This is a genomic window from Hyphomonas sp. GM-8P (assembly GCF_003263315.1).
Taxonomy (GTDB): Bacteria; Pseudomonadota; Alphaproteobacteria; order Caulobacterales; family Hyphomonadaceae; genus Hyphomonas.
On sequence record NZ_AWFE01000094.1, the window covers coordinates 1 to 17,816 of the forward strand.

Sequence of the window (17,816 nt, forward strand, 5' to 3'; positions counted from 1 at the left end):
ACAACAAATGGCGCAGCCCGACAGGCGAAGCCATGTTCTCCCGCGCCCCCGGCGTTGCCACCCGGTCTGCCGGCACGGCGCACAATGCCCGTCACAAGATCACCGTGGCGGACATCCGCTGGGCCGACATGATCCTCGTCATGGAGGACAAGCATGAACAGCGCCTGCGCGCCGATTTCCGCCAGGAAGTCGCGTACAAGGCGCTGCACGTGCTGGATATTCCGGACGACTACCAGTTCATGGAAGACGAACTGATCGACCTGCTGCGCGAAAAGTGCGAACCGCTGATCTTTGGCCAGGCGTAAACGCGGCTGGCCACGGGCGGCCCTTGGCCCTATATACCGCGCCAGACCAGACGGCCGGGCAGCCGCTGGCATGCTGGTAACGGCATGCTGGAGGAAAGTCCGGGCTCCAGGGATACAGGGCGACGGCTAACGGCCGCCCGGCGCAAGCCGAGGGAAAGTGCCACAGAAAGCAAACCGCCTCCCCTCGTGGGAGGTAAGGGTGAAAGGGTGGGGTAAGAGCCCACCGCGGGACTGGCGACAGGACCGGCACGGTAAACCCCGCCCGGAGCAAGACCGAATAGGGGGCGCGCATGGGCTGTATCCCGCCTGCGCCCCGGGTGTGTCGCGTGAGGTGCCTGGCAACAGGCATCCCAGAGGAATGGCTGCCAGACCTGAGCAATCAGGCGAACAGAACCCGGCTTACAGGCCGTCTGGTCTTTTCTTCCGGTCGCGCAATGCGCGACAATTCGATCGAGGATCGAATGAAGGAAAAAAAAAAGCCTTAAGCGCAAGCGAAGGCTTACACTCCGCACCCGCACAGATTTCACAGTGGGAGAGCCCCCCATGGACAATTTTATCCTGATTTCCGGTTGCTCCGGTGGGGGCAAGTCGACGCTGCTGACGGCGCTGAAGGCGCAGGGCCATCAGGTCGTGGAGGAACCGGGCCGGCGCGTCGTGGAGGCAGAACAGGCAAGCGGCGGCAATGCCCTGCCCTGGACGGATATCGAGGCCTTCCTGCACCGCACGCTGGACCTTGCGATCGCCGACCACAAGGCCGCACAGGACCTCACCGGGCCGGTCTTCTTCGACCGGGGTGTCTTGGATGCCGCCATGGCGCTGGCCCATGTGACCGGCAATCCTGCCGCCGCTGATCCGGCAGGCGAATACCGGTACAATCCGTCAGTGTTCCTAGCCCCGCCCTGGCCGGACATTTTCACAGGCGACGAAGCCCGTCGGCACGGCATGGGCGAGGCCGTCGCGGAGTATGCCCGCCTGGAAGCCGCCTTCCCGGCGCTTGGTTATTCCACGCACATCCTGCCCAAAGCTTCCGTGGAAGATCGAATAGCATTTGTTCTATCAGCCCTGATAATGCAGCAAAAAATGGAGTAGAGTGGCACGTACCCTGCACAGCACGAGGGTAATTTCGCGCTGGACCGGCTAAAGGAAACGGAATCCACCATGCTGAAACACATTCTTATGAGCGCGCTGCTGCTGGCATTGCCCGCCTGTGCCAATCAGGATTCGCCTCAGGGTGCCCTGCCGGACCTGCCAGGCAAGGTGTTGATCGTCGGGGATTCGATTTCCCTCGGCTTTGGCGCGATGGGACCGAATCAGAACTGCCCGCTGACCCCGGAATTCAATTCGGTCAGCCACTCCTATGGCGTTCAGGTCGCCGAAGCCCTGGGCGTTGATTATGTCATGTTCGCATGGCCGGGCATTGGGTTGGTGCACAATTATGGGGAAGATCAGACCAATACGATGTCGATACGCCTGGCCCGCGAAGATGAGACCGCGCGTCTGGACGCCGCCGACCCGGTGCAACTCGTCCTGGTGAACCTCGGCACCCACGATTTCTATCAGAATGACCCGTCTGACCAGTTTGTCCCGGCGATGGAAGACCTGCTGTCCCAGATGAGCACACGCTATCCCGATGCAACGATCTATGCCTTGACCGGACCGATGCTGAGCGGAAACGACAGGATTTTCTTCAATCATGCCGTGGAAACAGCCGTCGAGGCGGTAAATACGGAAAAAGACACGGCCATCCGCTATCTCGCGCTGGATGGCGGCGATCCGTCCGTTGCCTTTGGCTGCCAGTGGCACCCGTCCGTGCCGGCGCACGATCACATGGCGGAATTGATCCTCGACGATCTGCGCGCGCACAATAAATAGGGATACCTGCAACCAGGAATACCCGGCAGGAATCATATTCAGCCGGGGCACACACATACGGCGCAACTTACATACCGGTATATCCTTTTTCGGTCGCTGGACCGAGTGCCGCCAGATGCGCAAATATGCTAACCTGTCTGTTGGACGCCGCAACGCGGTGCAGAGACTTACGGCAATCCGTGCCGGACAGGAGGCAGCAAAGATACACGCAAAAATGGCACGCAGACTTAGTGCAGCAAACGCCGTCAGTGGTGCAAATCAAGGCAAAGTGACGCAAATTATCATGCCGCCTGACAGTATCTGACGACCGACAGCCCTTGCATCGTTGACACCATTCAGCGCATTACACTAGTTGCAACTATTGGATGAGCGCTTCGACCAGAAGTTTCCATTCAGTGTCGCTAAGAGAGGCAGGTCCATTCATGGCCCGAACACCCGGTGCCCGGAACTACAACTTTGACGCGAAGCGTTTGGCACTGCTGGACAGTGTGATCAACTTCGCCTTGTCCGGAGAGATCCATCGTCCCTCCCTTCGCCAGTTGGCGCTCGCCGCGGAAACATCCGAGCCGACTCTGCGCCATTATTTTACGGACCGCAAAGGCCTGGTGATTGCCATGATGGTCGAACTGGGCGAACGTGCCCAGCCCATCTGGCAGCAACTGGAAGAGCCGGCACCGAGCGTTGAAGAGGCCGTTGCCGCCTGTTTCCGGCATGCCTTGGCGCGGATGGAAGACGACATTTTCGTCCGGATGCACGCCTTCGGAATGGTCGAGGGCATGGCAGAGCCGGATGTCGGACAAGCCTATCTGGAACACATTCTGGAACCGTCGATGGATTGCGTGTGCCGCAAGCTCGCTGGAACGCCTGGGTCTCCAACCGATGGAAATGAAATCCGAACCGCCGCCATCGCCATGTTCTCGCCCGTCATCATGATGAGCCTGCACCAGCACCTGCTTGGCGGCCGCGCAGTCGCGCCGCTGGACAATCAGTCAGCCGTGGAACAGCTCAGCAACTGGCTGGGCGGCGCCATAGCCGAGACGGCTTAGGCCGCCAACGCCTCTGCCACGGCGGCGATCTCCGCCTCCGGTGTGCTCCAGGAACAGACGAACCGGTAAGCCCCGCCCGGCCAGGGATAGAAGACACCACCGGCTGCTTGCAGGCGGCGGGCGACCTCTTCGGTCAGCATCGGGAAGACTTCATTGCCATCAACCGGATAGGCCAGATCGAACCCGGCCCCGGTGAATACGTCCGCCAGCGCCTGCGCGCGGGCATTCGCCTGCCCTGCCAGTTGCAACCAGAGCCCGTCCTCCAGCATGGCATGGGCCTGCGCGGCCAGGAACCGCATCTTGGGCGGCATATGACCGGACCGCTTGGCGCGGGCTTTCAGCTCACCAAATTTCTTCCGGGCACCGCCGAACAGAAGAATGATTTCGCAGCCGATGGCGCCGGTCTTGGTGAGGCCGAAGGTCAGCACATCGATGCCGGCCTGCCAGGTCATTTCCGCTGCCGTCGCCTTGCCGCTGGCCAGCACATTGCCAAGCCGCGCGCCGTCGAGGTGCACGTCGAGCCCCTTCTCTTTCGCGAGGCCGGCATAGAGGGCAATCTCGGCCGCACGGTAGGCCGTGCCGCATTCGGTGAGATTGGTTAGCGACAGTGCCTCAGCCGGCGTCTCGTGCACAAAGGATGGATTGATCTGACCGAGCGCCGTTTCCAGCGCCTCACGGTCGATCCGTGCGCCGAACCCGGTCAGCAGCTGCAGCTTGCCGCCGCCTGTGAAAAACTCCGGCGCGCCGCGCTCATCCCGCGCGATGTGAGCTTCCTCATGGCAGAGCACCGCGCCGACAGACGAGCAGAAGCAGGACAGCGCCAAGGCATTGGACGCAGTGCCCGACGCGGTCAGCCAGTAATCGAAATCTTCTGTTTCGAACACGGCGGCAAGCTTATCCCGCAGAGCCGCCGTGACGGTGTCGCCGCCATAGCTCGCTTCCATGCCGCTGTTCACAGAGGCCAGCGCCTCGATCACGCGCGGATGCGCTGACGCCGACGTATCGGAGGAAAAATTCATATCTGGACGTCCGGGGTCTGCCACATCAAATGCTGGCCGCCATCGCTGGCGATCATCTGGCCGGTCACGCTGGCCGCCGAAATGAGATAACGCATTGCGCGTACGATCTCTTCCGGCGAGGAGCCCTCCCCCGTCAGCGTTGCCGCTTTCTCCGCCGCAAATTCTTCCGGTGTCTGATGAACACTGGCGAGGGTTGGTCCGGGGCCGATCCCGTTGACCCGCACATCGGGCGCGAGCGCCTGCGCCAGCGTCTGCGTCGCCTGCCACAGCGCGGCCTTGGACAGCGTGTAGGTGAAAAAGACGGGATTCAGCTTCCAGACTCGCTGGTCGATCATATTGATCACGAGACCCTTCTGCCCATCCGGCAGGTTTGATGCGAGTTGCTGGGCAAGATGGATGGGCGCGCGCAGGTTCGGCTCCATATGCGCATCCCAGTCTTCCCGGGAATGAGTCAGCGCGGTATCGTCATGGAAGGTTGAGGCTGAATTGATCAGCAGGCTGACCGGTCCGCCCAGCACCTTGGCTGCACGGGCGACAAGCTCGCCGCGGGTCTCTTCATCAGAAAGATCAGCCTGTATGGCTTCTGCGATGCCACCCGCCTTGCGGATCATCTCGCAGGTCTCATCCGCACCGTCAGAAGAGCTGTGATAGTGGACAGCGACCTTCCAGCCATCTTCGCCCAGAGCGAGGGCCATGGCGCGGCCGAGGCGGGCCCCGGCGCCGGTGACGAGCGCGATACCGGGCGTCATGTCCCGGCCGGCTGGAACAAGCCGGTGATGTTGAGCCCGGTGATCAGGCCGTAAATGTAGGCTGAGTAGACCAGCAGGAGCAGCACGGCCGTCAGGCGGCTGATACGCGCCTTGGTCAGGATCACGATCCCGATCACCAGCGTGGCGAGCGCCAGCGCCCAATGGTCATATTGCTGAAAGGTCGGCGCCATCCGGATCGGTCCGAAAAGGGAGAGGATGCCGCCTGCCCCGAGTATGTTGAACACGTTCGAGCCGAGCACGTTGCCGATCAGCACTTCGCCCTGCTTCTTCACCACGGCGACAAGGCCCGCGCCGATTTCCGGCAGCGACGTCCCGATCGCGAGCAGGGTGAGGCCGATATATTCCTCCGGCACATTCAGGAACATGGCTATGCCGACACCGCCCTCGATCACGAGGTCCGCGCCGAGGATCAGCCCAAGGATGCCGAGCGGGACATAGACAAGCGCCAGCCAGAGCGGCAGGTGCGGGTCTTCCTCCTCCGTCACGCCGGGATCCTTGCCTGCGGCCACCGCGCGGCGCGCCGCAATGAAGGTGAGGCCCGAATAGGCAATCAGAAGCGCGATGAAGCAGAGGCCGACCAGTGGCGTCAGCGGCATCAGGGCCGTGATGCCGATCCAGGCCACCGCCGCGACGACGACGGCGATCAGGCCGCGCTTTTCTCCTACACCGCCCGCCGCAATGGGTGCGATCAGGGCCGGCAGGCCCAGAACGAGGAAAACATTGGCAATATTGGATCCGACAATATTGCCGAGGGCGAGACCGGAACGGTCCGACAGGGCCGCATCGAGCGACACGATCATCTCAGGAGCGGAGGTTCCGAAACCGACAATAAAAATGCCCGCAACGAGGGGCGAAACCCCCATGCGGGCAGCAAGGGACACAGCTCCGCTGACCAGCGCATTTCCCGCCAGTGCCATGATCACAAGTCCCCCGACGAGGGCTGCGATCAGAGAGAGCTCCGGGATGGGCAAGCCTAGCGTTTAGTCCAGTCGCTTGAATTCAATCAGATTCAGAACGCCGAAGACGACGACGATGGCAGCAATGGCAAGCAGGGACGGATGGATCATGTCGCTTTCTCGCTTGTGTTATCTTTGTCACGTGATTGTGTTCGTTGGCGTGTGCATAGCGCGGTGCGCCGCGCATGGCGAGCCCAATTCGGCAGGGTTTCCACCCGATTTTTCGCCGAAATACCGTATTTTGGTCCGATTGCAGGAAAATTTTTGCATTCACGTCTTCTTGGGACGATTTCGCTAGGAGGAACGCCATGGCCCGCATCCGCACCCGCGTCTTCCAGTCCTGGTTCCGCCTGTCCCGGCCAATGACCCTGGGCGTGCGCGCCGTGGTGGAGAATCAGGACGGAAAAGTCTTCATGATCCGCCACACATACACGCCGGGCTGGTACCTGCCGGGCGGCGGCGTGGAGAAGGCTGAAACCAGCCTGGAATCGCTTGAGCGGGAATTGCTGGAGGAAGGCGGTTTCCAGCTGACGGCCTCGCCGGACCTGATCGGCATCTATTCCAACCATTTCGTGTTTCCGAATGATCATGTCGTGCTTTACCGGGCCTGCCCCGGCACCTGGACACAGGGCGAAGCGACCTCTCGCGGCGAAATCGCGGAAGCCGTCTGGGCGGACCCGCTCGCCCCGCCGGAAGGCACAACGCCGGGCACATTCAGCAAACTTCAGGAAATCTATGCCGGGACCCCGCCCTCACCCTACTGGGCGCCGGGACGCTAGGACCAGAATGCCGGTATGAGGCGCTGAGCCAGATCAGCTGGCCGGGGAGATTTCGTACTTCCCGCCGGAGACCTGCACCACAGGCACGTGACCTGTCTTTTCGAATGCTTCCCAGGCCGGGGCGAGCGATCGCCAGAAGGCGGCGTTCGGGTCCCCGGCATGACGCTGCAGGTTCGCCGCCGTCATCGGGAACGGATAGATGTGCACCGGAACGGATTTCTGCCCCTCGCCCATCGCCGCCTGCATCAGGGTCCAGATCTCCTCGATCGCTTCATCGGTCATGGCGTAGCATCCGATCGAAACGCAGTCTCCATGCACCATGAGGTAGGAGCCCGTGCGGTCGTGGGCGCGGTCATAGGCGTTCGGATAACCGAGATTGAAGGCGAGGTGATAGTCCGATGCCGCATTCATCTGGCCCGGGGCGACCGAATAGAAGCCTTCCGGCGCCTGCATGTCGCCTTCGGCCAGTTTTGGCCCAAGCTTTCCGGAATAGGCACACACCGGCCAGGAACGGAACGGTTCGTACACCCCTTCTTCATTCGCCACATAGGCCGTCAGGACAGCAGGATCCTTGGTAAGCCGGAGGTAAACGGGCGCGCCAAGGTGAGAGTCCTGTTCCGCCAGCGCTTCGCTGAGTGCCTCGGTATGCGCTTCGACAACGGCACGCGAGCGCGGGGTTTCACGCACGTCGTCCACCCCCGCCACGGCCAGAACGGCCGGCAGGCAGAGGAACGCCATCGCCGCGCTGAAGACGGCCACAAGCTTCCAGGCATCGACGGGGCGTTTACGTTTCATAAACTCAGTGGTCTGCCTCGAATGCGGCAGCACAGAGGCCAGTCTCGTGGCAGTTTCGTGGAAATGGCGCCCCATTTCCGCCCCGAGCATTAAGTTGCTTTTAATTTACCGGTGAGACGCTTTTGTCGTGACGGGGGAGTGAACCAGTTCTCGTCATCAACAGACAATCGGTGCAGCGGGTTTCCCTTTGCCCTGCGCGCCGGTGACGCAAACGGAACGCCGGCTCTTTTTCCCCTAGGGCCGGCGTTCTTGCGTTCAGCCCTTCCGGCTGCCCACCGCCGCCACCATGTACCGCCAGCCGGTCCACAGGGAAAGGAACGCCGCGATCCAGAGCAGGCCGACCAGCGCAACCGCAGCAAGTTCCGCCAGATTCGCTGTCGTGGCGCCTTGCGTCACGGCATTCTGCGGAATGGCCGCCAGCGGCAGCATCAGGCCGATAATCGCGGCCATCTCGAACGCGGTTTTCCATTTGGCGAGGTTGGATGGATCCACCACCGCCTTGCCGGCCGGTGTCGTGCGCAGCCAGGTCATGAAGGCATCGCGGGCAATGATCGCTGCGGCCGGAATGTAGATCAGCCAGGTGTGGAAGATCAGCGCGAGACCGAGCAAGGCGAAGCCGACCAGGAATTTGTCCGCAATCGGATCGAGCCAGACGCCGAAACGGGACTGGGCCTGAAGTTTGCGGGCCAGCCAGCCGTCAAGAAAATCCGTCAGTGCCCCGGACAAAAAGGACAGGAGGGCAAACTGGTACCAGAGCTGCTGCACCGCGATCCGGTTTTCCTGATCCGTTGCGGCGATCTCCTGCGTCGTGCCGAGGTCGATCAGGTCCTGCACGCGCAGGGCCTGAACAATGCCGCCAAGGCAGAGCAGCGCGAACACGCAGCGCGCAACCGTCAGCGCATTGGGGAGCCATTTGAAGTTCATCCGCGCGGTGTGCCAGCGAGCGGGCGCCGAGGCAATGCGGAATGTAGGCAGGGCCCCATCTCCCGCCGCAATTGCGGAGGGAGATGGGGCGGCTATTCTAGTTCGACGCGCCGGTCACCTTTTCGATCGGCACAGTGTAGTGCCGGCCGCAGAACTGGCAGTCGATGGACAGATTGCCGTCGTCTTCGACGAGATCCCGCAGGCCATCGTCGGGCATGTTCTGCAGCGTCGCAATGAGGCGCTCCTCATTGCAGGTACAGCGGTCGTCCAGCACCTGTGGCGGCTCCATCCGCACTCCCTGCTCATGGAACAGGCGGAAAAGCAGCTGTTCCATCGGCAGGTCCGGATCGGCAAGTTCGGCATCGGTGATCGTGGCGAACAGGGCCTGCGCCTCGTCCCACGCCTCTTCCGTGTCGCCTCGGGCTTCATCCCCGGCGATCCGCTGGATCATCATGCCGCCTGACACCCAGAGCGCCGGATCGCCCGGCCGCTCAAACTCTGCCAGCGACAGGCGGATGCGTGTCGGGACCTGTTCGGACTGGTCGAAGTAATCCTCCGCGCATTCCGCCAGCGTCCCTTTCACGAGCGGGACGATGCCCTGATAAGGCTGGATCGCCGGATTGTCCTGAATGATGATCAGGCCAAGCCGACCGGCAGGGCCGAATAGCTGGGGCATGTGCGGGGCTGCGCCCTTGTTCAGCTTGTCGAGATGCGCCCAGGCGTCGGCATCGAAGCGTGCATAGCCGCGCACACCCCCGTCGGAGCGGTATTCGCCGACCAGCATCTTCACCGGTCCGTCGCCCTCGGCTTGCACCAGAAGGCGCCCCTCGAACTTGAGGGACGACCCGACCAGCGCCGCAAGCGTAACCGCCTCGCCCAGGATGCGGGCGAGATTGTCGGGATAGTCATGCCGGTGAAGGATCGGCGAAATGCTCGCCGGGCCCATGCGCACGGCCCGGCCGCGTACGGGCCGGTTCTCGATCTGGAAATTTGCGACGAAATCGCTGGAGGTAATAGACATGGCGGGAGTCCTTGTAGCGCCCCCATGTGGCAGTCCACCCCCCTTGCATCAAGAGCAGGCTCTGCGATCGCGCGCGGCCTCGTGAATCAGGCCGAGCAGCTGCCGCCGCCAAGGACGCAGAAACTGGCGCACCAGGGGTGGTTCAGCTTCACCGGCTCGGCGGTCGCCTGCTTCAGCGTGTGCCCCAGCTCAAACGCCGGATCGTCCACAAGAAGCGTGCAGGCCGTCACGCTCGCCCGTCCCGCGCCCTTGCGGCGGATCACCATGCGCTGGTCTGCGCACATGATGCTGTCGGGTGACTTGCCCAGGATTCCCCAGCACGCGGTGGTGATTTCCGGCGGATCATCCTGCGGGATCATCTCCGGGAACAGGACCAGCTGTTTCGGATCGGCCGGGTCCAGCGACAGGCCGAGCGAGGCAGCCAGCGCGCCATAGCCGGCGCGGGCCTCGGTCTCGTCTTCGTGCAGGGACTGGCGTCCGGCAATGGCGACCTGAAAGCCCTCCTCCGCCAGCCAGCGCAGGCCGGTGCAGGCCTCCTCAAAGGCCCCTTCCCCGCGTTCGGCTTCGTGCAGGGCCTGGTCATGACTGTCGAGGGAAACCCGGAGGATCAGTTTGTCCGCCAGGCCGTTCTTGCGCAGGCGCCGGAGGCCTTCCTGGATGCGGGGCCGCATCATCGGGCGCATCGCATTGGTCAGGAACAGCAGGCTGTGCCCGCGGAACAGGATGGCCTCCATGATCGGCAGGATGTCCGGGCACATGAAGGGCTCGCCGCCCGTGATGCCGATCTCCACCTCGCCTGAGGTCATCCGGTCGACCTCATCCAGGTAGGGCATGACATCGGCGAGCGTCAGGTAGACCAGCCGGTCATTCTTCGGGGACGAGAGAATGTAGCAGTTCCGGCACTCGATATTGCAGAGCGTTCCGGTGTTGAACCACAGTGTTTTCAGCCCCGTCCACGCCACGGTGGCACGGGTCTCACCCTTCGCCGTGATGTCCGGATGAGAAAATTTCTGCGCGGGAAAAAGTGTGTCTGGCATGTCCGCACCCTACCCGTGTGCGCGATGCATTCCAGCGGGAAAATACCGATCTGACAAAGGTTTGATCGGCGCGTGTGGCGGAACTGTCGGCGTGCCTTTGCAATTGCCTTTTATGCACGAAACATGATCCTTTCGGGGTCCGAACGGCTGAGGGCAATCCGGGCGATGGCGCAAGACAAGAAGAGGGCGGTCTTCCGCCTGTTGACCTCAACGAGCGAAACGCCCGGCAATCTGGATATTTCCGATATCGCCCGCGAACATGAGCCGGACAATTTCTTCCGGCACGTCACCAGCCTGTCGGCCAGCAAGATCGCCGATGGCCTGATCGATCCGAAACTCGTACTGAGCTGGCTGCTGACCGCGCTGGGCGCGCCGGCCGGCCTGCTGGGTCTTCTGGTGCCGATCCGCGAAGCTGGCGCGCTCTTCCCGCAAATGTTCACCGCCGGGGCGCTGCGCCAATTGAAGCGCCGGAAATGGGCCTGGGCAGGCGGCGCGCTGGTGGAAGGCATGGCCGCCATCGCCATGGGACTGGCGGCCCTGCTGCTGACCGGTGCGGTGGCGGGCTGGGTCATCCTCGGCGCACTGGCCATGCTGGCGCTCGCCCGGTCGGTCTGTTCGGTCACCTACAAGGACGTGCTCGGCAAGACGATTGCGAAATCCCGGCGCGGCACTGCGACCGGCACGGCGGGCACGATCGGCGCGGGCGCGGTGCTGGCCTATGGCGTCCTGTTGGCCTTTGCGGGGGAAGACCGGCTGGCGCTGGTGACCGGCGGTCTCGTTCTGGCTGGCGTCCTCTGGATCGCAGGCGCCGTGGTGTTTGCCAGCATCGCCGAAGAGGCAAGCGAGCAGGAAACGGGCTCCGGCCCGGCTCGGCGCCTTGCGGAAGATCTCGGCCTGCTGGCCCGCGATGCCCAGCTGCGCCGGTTCATCCTTGTGCGGGCCCTGCTCACGTCCACCGCGCTGGCCCCACCCTTCATGGTGGCGCTGGGGACGCAGGCGCAGTCGGCGCGCAACATGTTCGGCGGCCTTGGCCTTCTGGTCGTCGCCTCGGCAGGCGCAGGCCTGCTCAGCTCCTATGTCTGGGGCCGCCTGGCCGACCGGTCGAGCCGCAAAGTCCTGATCCTGACGGGACTTGCCGGGGCGCTTGCCCTGTTCGGCACGCTGGGCCTGAATGTTGCTGGCCTGCTTGCCGCGAATGCTGGACTGCCGGTGATGATCTTTATCCTGATGATTGCCTATCAGGGCGTGCGGCTTGGACGCTCCACCCATCTTGTCGACATGGCAACAGCGGAAACGCGCGCGGCCTATACTGCACTCTCCAACACAATCATCGGCATGGTGCTGATCCTCGGCGGGGGCTTCAGCCTTGTGGCGAGCTATGCCGGATTGGCGACCGTCATCGCCATTCTCGGCGTCATGAGCGCGCTCGCGGCCGTATCTGCGCTGGGGCTGGAAGAGGTCCAGTCCGGCTGAGGCTTATTTTTCGAGGCACCAGCGCAGCACGGCCTTCTGGGCGTGCAGGCGGTTTTCCGCTTCGTCGAAGACAAGGCTTTGCGGGCCGTCGATCACTTCGGCATCGACTTCCTCGCCCCGGTGCGCCGGCAGGCAGTGCAGAAAGTATGCGCCCTTGTTCGCCAGATCCATCAGGTCTTCGGTGACGGCATAAGGCTCCAGGATTTCGAGGCGGCGCTCGGCATCCTTGTCACCCATCGAGACGAACGTGTCGGCGATGACGACGTCTGCCCCTGCAACGGCTTCTTCGGCTGTTTCATAAAGATCGATCTTGCCCTGCAATTCGCGGGCAATGTCGAGATCCTCATCGTCCGGCGCAAACCGGGCGGGCGTGCCGACGGCCAGCGAGAAGCCGAACTTTGCCGCCGCATGAATGAAGCTCGCGCAGACATTGTTGCCGTCGCCGACCCAGGCGAGGCGCGCGCCGCGCAGCTCCAGCCCCTTCTCTTCCAGCGTCTGCAGGTCCGCCATGATCTGGCAGGGGTGCGAGCGGTCGGTCAGGCCGTTGATGACGGGGACGGAGGAAAACTCTGCAAATGCCTCGACATCTGAATGGTCATTCGCCCTGATCATCACCGCGTCGACATAGCGGGAGATCACGCGGGCCGTATCCTCGATCGTCTCGCCCCGGCCGAGCTGCATGTCACCGGACGATGTGGTGATCGACGAGCCGCCCAGCTGGCGCATCGCCATGTCGAAGGAATAGCGCGTCCGGGTCGAGGATTTCTCGAAGATCATCGCCAGCGTATGGCCTTCCAGCGGGGCGCCGTCATCGACGCGGCCCTTCGGCCAGCCGGCGCGCGCTTTCTTCATGGCGTGGGCCATGTCGAGAATTTCGCGCAGTTCGACATGGTCGAGATGCCAGAGATCGATGAAGTGACGGCCTGCCATGGAGAGTCTCCCCGTTAAAGGGCCTGGAAAAGGAAGCGCGGGCCATAGCGCATTATGGCCCGCGGTACCAGTCTGTTGCAGGAATTGCTGGTTTACACCTGTCGGAGCAGATCAGGCGCGCTTCAGCACACGCACAATCAGGAGCAGGACCACTGCGCCGATCGTGGCATGCACGATGGACCCGACAATGCCGCCGGCGAGGCTGATGCCGATAACCGGGAAAAGGAACCCGGCAATGAACGCGCCGACGATGCCTACGGCAATATTGCCCACGATGCCAAAGCCGCCACCGCGCACGATCAGCCCGGCCAGCCAGCCAGCCACGCCGCCGACCAGCAGAAAAATGATAAGCCCTTCAAGGGTCATCTGGTGTCTCCTCATGGTTTTCCGGCACCGGGAACAGGCCGGACTGTTAAGCGTACAACCCTCAGGACCGGCATTCGTTCCCCCTCGCAAGGCAGGTCATCGCATCCGCCATCTATGACATTTTTGAGAATGACTTGCAAAGAAGGGTGGCTTATGCATATTCATTTCTGCGAATGCTTCGCAGTTGCAAGGAATTGTGTCATGTGTGTTCCAGTCGATGACTCCGCCATGCTGTGCTGGCTGCAGACGCAGCTGCGTGTGATCGAAGCCTGGCAGGCCGAGCTGTCCAGCCGGCCCGACGCCGATCTACAGCAGGTTGAGCGGCTGGCCCGCCATTATGACTGGTTAAACGAGGAGCTCTCCCGCCTGTCGACCTACCGGCAGGCTGCCTGAGCCTTCTCACGGCCGCAGCGCGGGCGGAGCCTTGTTTCCTCCCCCTAAAGCGATCTGCCTGCGCTGCGCCACCCCTTCATGTCTCCACTGGCGAAGCCCCCCGGTTTGCCCTATGTGACGGGTCAATTCAGGAACCCCGCAGAGTTTTGGAGGCCCTCCCATCATGGACCGCGTTCTCATCATCGGTGCCGGCGCTGCCGGTTCGGTCGTCGCCCAGAAATGCGCGATGGACCGCGACACCTTCAAGCACATCACGCTCGCCTCGCGCCGCCTCGAAAGTTGCGAGAAGGTGGCGACGCTCTGCAAGACGCCGATCGAGATCGCGCAAGTCGATGCTGACAATGTGCCGGAAGTCGTCGCCCTGATCGAAAAGGTGAAACCGGACCTGCTGATCAACATGGCCCTGCCCTATCAGGACCTGCCGATCATGGACGCCTGCCTCGATACCGGCTGCAACTATATGGACACGGCGAACTATGAGCCGCGCGATGTGGCCAAGTTCGAATATCATTGGCAGTGGGCCTATCACGACCGCTTCAAGGAGAAGGGCATCACCGCCATTCTCGGCTGCGGCTTCGACCCCGGCGTGACCAACGTCTACTGCGCCTATGCGCAGGAGCACCTGTTCGACGAGATCGAATATATCGACATTGTGGATTGCAATGCCGGCGACCATGGCAAGACCTTCGCCACGAACTTCAATCCGGAGATCAACCTGCGCGAAGTCACGCAGGACGGAAAATACTGGAAGAATGGCGAGTGGATCGAGATTCCCGCCCTCTCCATCAATTGCGACATCGACTATCCGGAAGTCGGTCCGAAGGATTCCTACCTCATCTATCACGAGGAAGAGGAAAGCCTTGTGAAGAACATCAAGGGCCTGAAGCAGATCCGCTTCTGGATGACGTTCGGCGCGGAATATATCAAGCACCTTCAGGTGTTCAAAAGCATTGGCCTGATCGGCCTCGAACCGATCAAGCACAAGGGCATGGACATCATTCCGATGGAGTTCCTGAAGGACTTGCTGCCGCCGCCGTCCTCCCTCGCCGAAAACTATACCGGCAAGACCAGCATTGGCGTGATCTTCCGTGGCAAGAAGGATGGCAAGCCGCTGACCAAGATGATCTACAACGTCTCGGACCATGCCGAGACGAACAAGGAAGTCTCCGCCCAGGCCGTCTCCTACACGACGGGCGTGCCGCCTGTGTCCGGCGCGGCCATGTTCTTCCGCGGTGAATGGGCCGGCAAGGGCGTGTTCAATGTGGAGCAATTCCCGGCGAAACCCTTCCTCGAAGACGTCGCCAAGCGCGGCCTGCCTTGGCACGTCATCGACGTGAAGCCGGGCGACCAGGAAGAGCTGTTTGCGGTGGAGACCTGATTTGACCACCTTGCCGTCGGACATTCCAACTCCCATTTTCGTCCTCGACATTGCCCGCCTCCGGAAGAATCTGGAGACGGCAAAGCGCGTGCGGGAGGAGGCTGGCTGCAAGGTGCTGCTGGCCACCAAGGCCTTCGCCATGCCGGCGGCTTTCCCGGTGATGACCGACTATCTCGACGGCACCACGGCCAGCGGCGAGCATGAAGCCATCATGGGGCATGAGAGCTTCGGAAAGGAAGTGCATGTCTACTCCCCGGCCTATACGGAGGATGAAGTCCGCCGCCTGACGAAAATTGCGGAGCACATCTATTTCAACTCGGCCGAACAGCTTGCGTGCTTTGGCGACATCGCCCGCGATGCAGGCGCCCATGTCGGCCTGCGCGTAAACCCCGGCTATTCCAACGCGACCCTCGGCGGCGATCTCTACGATCCCTGCGCACCGGGCAGCCGGTTTGGCGAAGTCCCCGCAAAGCTGGCCGATGTCGACTGGTCCGGCGTCGACATCTTCCATGTCCACGCCCTGTGCGAGAGTCTGCACGGCGGCTCCGCCGGACTGATCCAGCATGTGGCCGACAAGTTCGGACAATATATCGAGCAAGTCTCTGCCGTGAATTTCGGCGGCGGGCACTTCATGAACAAGCCGGGTTATGATGTCGACGTCCTCATCGAGGCGATCAAGGCCTTCAAGGCGCGCTTCGGCGTCGACGTCATCCTCGAGCCGGGCGCTGGCCTCGTCGTCAACACGGGCGAACTTTATTCGACGGTGCTCGCCCTGCACTGGAACGAGATGGATCTCGCCATTCTGGATGCCTCCGCCTCCACGCACATGCCGGACGTTCTGGAAGTCCCCTACCGGCCGGACATTGTCGGCGCAGGCCAGCCGGGCGAGAAACCGCACACTTACCGCCTCGGCGGCAAGACCTGCATGACGGGTGACGTGATCGGGGATTACTCCTTCCACAAACCATTGCAGCCGGGCGACCAGATCGTCTTCACAGACCAGATGCACTACAGCTTCGTGAAGACAAACACATTCAACGGCACGCCGCTCGCCAATCTCGCCATCCGCTGGGAAGACGGCCGCGTCGAACAGGTCTCGCATTTCGGCTACGAAGAATTCCGCCGCCGCCTCGGCAGGTAGAATTCCTTTAAATTTCCCAGAACTCTTTCACCGGATCTTCCTCACTTCGTGCCAGTCTAAGGGCTCGGAGGAATGCGCATGGCTGGGCGTATCGCACTCGGATGTCTTGTACTCTGCCTTCTGGCAGTGTGCCTGCTCGCGCCGGGTGCCGCGACCATTTAACCGCCCATCCGTGTAACGTCTATTTCCCGGTCGTTCCCGAGCGACGGAATGCGCGCGCGGGCCTTCGCCACCTCATCAAGGTCCAGCTCCGCCAGTACGATACCGGGCTCGGCGCCTTTGGCCTCTGCGATCTCCTCGCCCCAGGGTGAGACGATCAGGGAATGGCCGAAGGTTTCTCGCCCGTCCTCATGCTTGCCACCCTGCGCCGGGGCAACGACGAAACAGCCCGTCTCGATCGCCCGCGCCCGGACCAGCACGTGCCAATGCGCCTCGCCCGTCACGCGGGTGAAGGCCGCCGGGATGGTCAGGATGTCCGCCCCCGCCTGCGCGAGCTTCCGGTAAAGATGCGGGAAGCGAAGGTCGTAGCAGATCGTCATGCCGACCTCGCCGAACGGCGCCTTGGCCAGCACAGCCGTCTCGCCCGGTCGGTAAGCCCGACTCTCGCGATAGTTCTGCCCGTCGCCGACCTCCACATCGAACATGTGGATCTTGTCGTAGCGGGCAATCACGCCGCCATCCGGCCCGATCAGGAAGGAGCGGTTGGCGAAGCGCTCTTCGCTCTCCAGCGTCACCGCAAGCGAGCCGATCAGAAGGGTCACGCCGAGCTCCACAGCCAGCGCCTGGAAGGCATGCAGGGGAATATCGTCCTGTTCCACAATCTTCGGTCGCGCCATGCCGGGGCGGATGTCGAGCAGGTTCGTCATCTCCGGGGTCGCGATGAATTTCGCGCCGTTCCCGGCCGCTTCACGGATGAGCGCGGACGCCGCCGCAATGTTCGGGGCAACTTCCACACCAGAACGCATCTGGACACAGGCAGCAGTAATCTTGGTCATGTTCCGATCCTAGCGCCGCGCGCGAAGAGCGCCAGCCGACATCCTTATCCACCGCTTCCGGGAAGCAAGTCTTCCAGAAAATAGGCAGACAGCGCGTTTCGCCCGGCAAGACTGCTCTTGCGGTAAACGGCCCGCGCCTGTTCGCGAACCGTGCGTTCACTTGTCTCGCGCAGGTCGGCGATCTCCTGCAGCGAAAGCCCCTTCAACAGCAACAGGCCAACGTCGGACTCGGCATCCGTCAGCCCCCAGGCCGAAAACTGGCGCGCGATGGCGATGCCCAGTCCTTGCACAAGCTCACGGTTTTCCGCCTGCCAGCGCCCGGCGTCCTGCCGCGCATCGGCCAGTGCACGGCGCAGGCGTCCGAGACGCCACAGCATGGCCCCCAGCCCGAAGGATGCGGCGACCAGTACGACCAGTTCGGTCGCAAGATGCCCTGCGCCTGCGCCTTCTCCACTGTCGGTGATCAGGTCTGCCCCGATGAACAGGGCAATCGCGCCAAACAGCGCGGCGATGCCCAGAAGGCCTCTGCGTCCGGATACGTCATCTGACATACGCCCTTCTCCCCCAAAGCGCGGGCAAAGGGAATGCGTCAATTGACGGATGGTTTTGGCACCAT

General features: G+C 62.5%; 20 protein-coding genes and 1 other RNA gene. 10 read left to right on the plus strand and 11 right to left on the minus strand.

The genetic code is table 11. The annotated features are described in order from the left end of the window. From HY26_RS14125 to HY26_RS14145, 5 genes are all read left to right on the plus strand, one after another. A partial coding sequence (locus tag HY26_RS14125) for a low molecular weight protein tyrosine phosphatase family protein (protein WP_112073864.1) occupies positions 1-305 on the plus strand: 305 nt, incomplete at its 5' end. 46 nt (positions 306-351) lie between these two features. Next, positions 352-723, plus strand: an RNA gene (gene rnpB, locus HY26_RS14130) — RNase P RNA component class A. A 125-nt stretch (positions 724-848) separates the two neighbouring features. Next, positions 849-1,394 (plus strand): AAA family ATPase, encoded by a 546-nt coding sequence (locus HY26_RS14135; protein ID WP_112073865.1) that lies wholly within the window; start codon positions 849-851, stop codon positions 1,392-1,394. A gap of 69 nt (positions 1,395-1,463) precedes the next feature. Next, the gene (locus HY26_RS14140; RefSeq protein WP_112073866.1) at positions 1,464-2,177 is read left to right on the plus strand and encodes an SGNH/GDSL hydrolase family protein; all 714 of its coding nucleotides are present in this window, start codon (positions 1,464-1,466) and stop codon (positions 2,175-2,177) included. 422 nt (positions 2,178-2,599) lie between these two features. Next, positions 2,600-3,223 carry a TetR/AcrR family transcriptional regulator gene (locus tag HY26_RS14145; RefSeq protein ID WP_112073867.1) on the plus strand — a complete coding sequence of 208 codons (624 nt, stop codon included), beginning with the start codon at positions 2,600-2,602 and terminating at the stop codon, positions 3,221-3,223. Here the strand turns inward: HY26_RS14145 and HY26_RS14150 are convergent. From HY26_RS14150 to HY26_RS14160, 3 genes are read right to left on the minus strand one after another with little or no spacing between them, the layout of a single operon-like run. Next, positions 3,220-4,242 (minus strand): low specificity L-threonine aldolase, encoded by a 1,023-nt coding sequence (locus tag HY26_RS14150; RefSeq protein WP_112073868.1) that lies wholly within the window; start codon positions 4,240-4,242, stop codon positions 3,220-3,222. The two genes, HY26_RS14145 and HY26_RS14150, sit on opposite strands and share 4 nt — an antisense overlap. Then, on the minus strand, positions 4,239-4,991 hold the full coding sequence (locus tag HY26_RS14155; protein WP_112073869.1) for an SDR family oxidoreductase: 753 nt from the start codon (positions 4,989-4,991) through the stop codon (positions 4,239-4,241). Before HY26_RS14155 ends, HY26_RS14150 begins: the two co-directional genes overlap by 4 nt. After that, positions 4,988-5,983 (minus strand): calcium/sodium antiporter, encoded by a 996-nt coding sequence (locus HY26_RS14160; RefSeq protein WP_112073870.1) that lies wholly within the window; start codon positions 5,981-5,983, stop codon positions 4,988-4,990. The genes HY26_RS14155 and HY26_RS14160 overlap by 4 nt, the downstream gene beginning before the upstream one ends. Before the next feature lie 293 nt (positions 5,984-6,276). On the opposite strand from HY26_RS14160, the gene HY26_RS14165 reads away from it, so the two are divergent. Further along, positions 6,277-6,747, plus strand: coding sequence for an NUDIX domain-containing protein (locus HY26_RS14165; protein ID WP_112073871.1), 471 nt, complete (start codon positions 6,277-6,279; stop codon positions 6,745-6,747). Between the two features lie 33 nt (positions 6,748-6,780). Here HY26_RS14165 and HY26_RS14170 read toward each other — a convergent pair whose 3' ends face one another. The 4 genes from HY26_RS14170 to HY26_RS14185 all read right to left on the minus strand — a co-directional run bounded on the left by HY26_RS14170 (position 6,781) and on the right by HY26_RS14185 (position 10,524). Continuing rightward, the gene (locus HY26_RS14170) at positions 6,781-7,542 is read right to left on the minus strand and encodes a murein L,D-transpeptidase family protein (RefSeq protein ID WP_112073872.1); all 762 of its coding nucleotides are present in this window, start codon (positions 7,540-7,542) and stop codon (positions 6,781-6,783) included. A 255-nt stretch (positions 7,543-7,797) separates the two neighbouring features. Beyond that, the gene (locus HY26_RS14175; RefSeq protein ID WP_051599557.1) at positions 7,798-8,466 is read right to left on the minus strand and encodes a CDP-alcohol phosphatidyltransferase family protein; all 669 of its coding nucleotides are present in this window, start codon (positions 8,464-8,466) and stop codon (positions 7,798-7,800) included. A 97-nt stretch (positions 8,467-8,563) separates the two neighbouring features. Next, complete coding sequence (locus HY26_RS14180) at positions 8,564-9,487, minus strand: Hsp33 family molecular chaperone HslO (protein WP_034761899.1); 924 nt, start codon at positions 9,485-9,487, stop codon at positions 8,564-8,566. Between the two features lie 86 nt (positions 9,488-9,573). Further along, on the minus strand, positions 9,574-10,524 hold the full coding sequence (locus tag HY26_RS14185; protein ID WP_112073873.1) for a radical SAM protein: 951 nt from the start codon (positions 10,522-10,524) through the stop codon (positions 9,574-9,576). A 123-nt stretch (positions 10,525-10,647) separates the two neighbouring features. Between HY26_RS14185 and HY26_RS14190 the strand changes: the two genes are divergently transcribed. After that, positions 10,648-11,997: an MFS transporter gene (locus HY26_RS14190; protein WP_233351637.1), complete on the plus strand. Its 1,350-nt coding sequence runs from the start codon at positions 10,648-10,650 to the stop codon at positions 11,995-11,997. 3 nt (positions 11,998-12,000) lie between these two features. On the opposite strand, the gene argF is transcribed toward HY26_RS14190, so the two are convergent. Then, entirely contained in the window at positions 12,001-12,927 is a 927-nt protein-coding gene (gene argF, locus HY26_RS14195; protein WP_034761895.1) for an ornithine carbamoyltransferase, read from the minus strand. Between the two features lie 111 nt (positions 12,928-13,038). Beyond that, entirely contained in the window at positions 13,039-13,293 is a 255-nt protein-coding gene (locus tag HY26_RS14200) for a GlsB/YeaQ/YmgE family stress response membrane protein (protein ID WP_034761894.1), read from the minus strand. A gap of 201 nt (positions 13,294-13,494) precedes the next feature. Between HY26_RS14200 and HY26_RS14205 the strand changes: the two genes are divergently transcribed. From HY26_RS14205 to nspC, 3 genes are all read left to right on the plus strand, one after another. Further along, positions 13,495-13,686 carry a hypothetical protein gene (locus tag HY26_RS14205; protein WP_034761892.1) on the plus strand — a complete coding sequence of 64 codons (192 nt, stop codon included), beginning with the start codon at positions 13,495-13,497 and terminating at the stop codon, positions 13,684-13,686. A gap of 163 nt (positions 13,687-13,849) precedes the next feature. After that, positions 13,850-15,064, plus strand: a complete 1,215-nt coding sequence (locus HY26_RS14210; protein ID WP_112073875.1) for a saccharopine dehydrogenase family protein — start codon at positions 13,850-13,852, stop codon at positions 15,062-15,064. A 1-nt stretch (position 15,065) separates the two neighbouring features. Next, the gene (gene nspC / locus HY26_RS14215) at positions 15,066-16,205 is read left to right on the plus strand and encodes a carboxynorspermidine decarboxylase (RefSeq protein ID WP_233351638.1); all 1,140 of its coding nucleotides are present in this window, start codon (positions 15,066-15,068) and stop codon (positions 16,203-16,205) included. A gap of 158 nt (positions 16,206-16,363) precedes the next feature. On the opposite strand, the gene HY26_RS14220 is transcribed toward nspC, so the two are convergent. Together HY26_RS14220 and HY26_RS14225 are read right to left on the minus strand one after the other, a co-directional pair. Continuing rightward, positions 16,364-17,200, minus strand: a complete 837-nt coding sequence (locus HY26_RS14220; protein ID WP_112073876.1) for a carbon-nitrogen hydrolase family protein — start codon at positions 17,198-17,200, stop codon at positions 16,364-16,366. A 44-nt stretch (positions 17,201-17,244) separates the two neighbouring features. Continuing rightward, a complete protein-coding gene (locus HY26_RS14225) occupies positions 17,245-17,751 on the minus strand; it encodes a hypothetical protein (RefSeq protein ID WP_112073877.1) in 507 nt (168 codons plus the stop codon). Positions 17,752-17,816: the final 65 nt, after the last annotated feature.

What these genes read in the sequence shown, in the direction of transcription:
- HY26_RS14200 (WP_034761894.1), bottom strand. Translation starts at nt 13,293, where the DNA reads ATGACCCTTGAAGGGCTTATCATTTTTCTGCTGGTCGGCGGCGTGGCT.
- HY26_RS14205 (WP_034761892.1), top strand. Translation starts at nt 13,495, where the DNA reads ATGTGTGTTCCAGTCGATGACTCCGCCATGCTGTGCTGGCTGCAGACG.
- HY26_RS14140 (WP_112073866.1), top strand. Translation starts at nt 1,464, where the DNA reads ATGCTGAAACACATTCTTATGAGCGCGCTGCTGCTGGCATTGCCCGCC.
- HY26_RS14170 (WP_112073872.1), bottom strand. Translation starts at nt 7,542, where the DNA reads ATGAAACGTAAACGCCCCGTCGATGCCTGGAAGCTTGTGGCCGTCTTC.
- HY26_RS14150 (WP_112073868.1), bottom strand. Translation starts at nt 4,242, where the DNA reads ATGAATTTTTCCTCCGATACGTCGGCGTCAGCGCATCCGCGCGTGATC.
- HY26_RS14165 (WP_112073871.1), top strand. Translation starts at nt 6,277, where the DNA reads ATGGCCCGCATCCGCACCCGCGTCTTCCAGTCCTGGTTCCGCCTGTCC.
- HY26_RS14220 (WP_112073876.1), bottom strand. Translation starts at nt 17,200, where the DNA reads ATGACCAAGATTACTGCTGCCTGTGTCCAGATGCGTTCTGGTGTGGAA.
- HY26_RS14190 (WP_233351637.1), top strand. Translation starts at nt 10,648, where the DNA reads ATGATCCTTTCGGGGTCCGAACGGCTGAGGGCAATCCGGGCGATGGCG.
- HY26_RS14210 (WP_112073875.1), top strand. Translation starts at nt 13,850, where the DNA reads ATGGACCGCGTTCTCATCATCGGTGCCGGCGCTGCCGGTTCGGTCGTC.
- HY26_RS14185 (WP_112073873.1), bottom strand. Translation starts at nt 10,524, where the DNA reads ATGCCAGACACACTTTTTCCCGCGCAGAAATTTTCTCATCCGGACATC.
- HY26_RS14155 (WP_112073869.1), bottom strand. Translation starts at nt 4,991, where the DNA reads ATGACGCCCGGTATCGCGCTCGTCACCGGCGCCGGGGCCCGCCTCGGC.
- HY26_RS14145 (WP_112073867.1), top strand. Translation starts at nt 2,600, where the DNA reads ATGGCCCGAACACCCGGTGCCCGGAACTACAACTTTGACGCGAAGCGT.
- HY26_RS14175 (WP_051599557.1), bottom strand. Translation starts at nt 8,466, where the DNA reads ATGAACTTCAAATGGCTCCCCAATGCGCTGACGGTTGCGCGCTGCGTG.
- HY26_RS14180 (WP_034761899.1), bottom strand. Translation starts at nt 9,487, where the DNA reads ATGTCTATTACCTCCAGCGATTTCGTCGCAAATTTCCAGATCGAGAAC.
- argF (WP_034761895.1), bottom strand. Translation starts at nt 12,927, where the DNA reads ATGGCAGGCCGTCACTTCATCGATCTCTGGCATCTCGACCATGTCGAA.
- HY26_RS14225 (WP_112073877.1), bottom strand. Translation starts at nt 17,751, where the DNA reads ATGTCAGATGACGTATCCGGACGCAGAGGCCTTCTGGGCATCGCCGCG.
- HY26_RS14135 (WP_112073865.1), top strand. Translation starts at nt 849, where the DNA reads ATGGACAATTTTATCCTGATTTCCGGTTGCTCCGGTGGGGGCAAGTCG.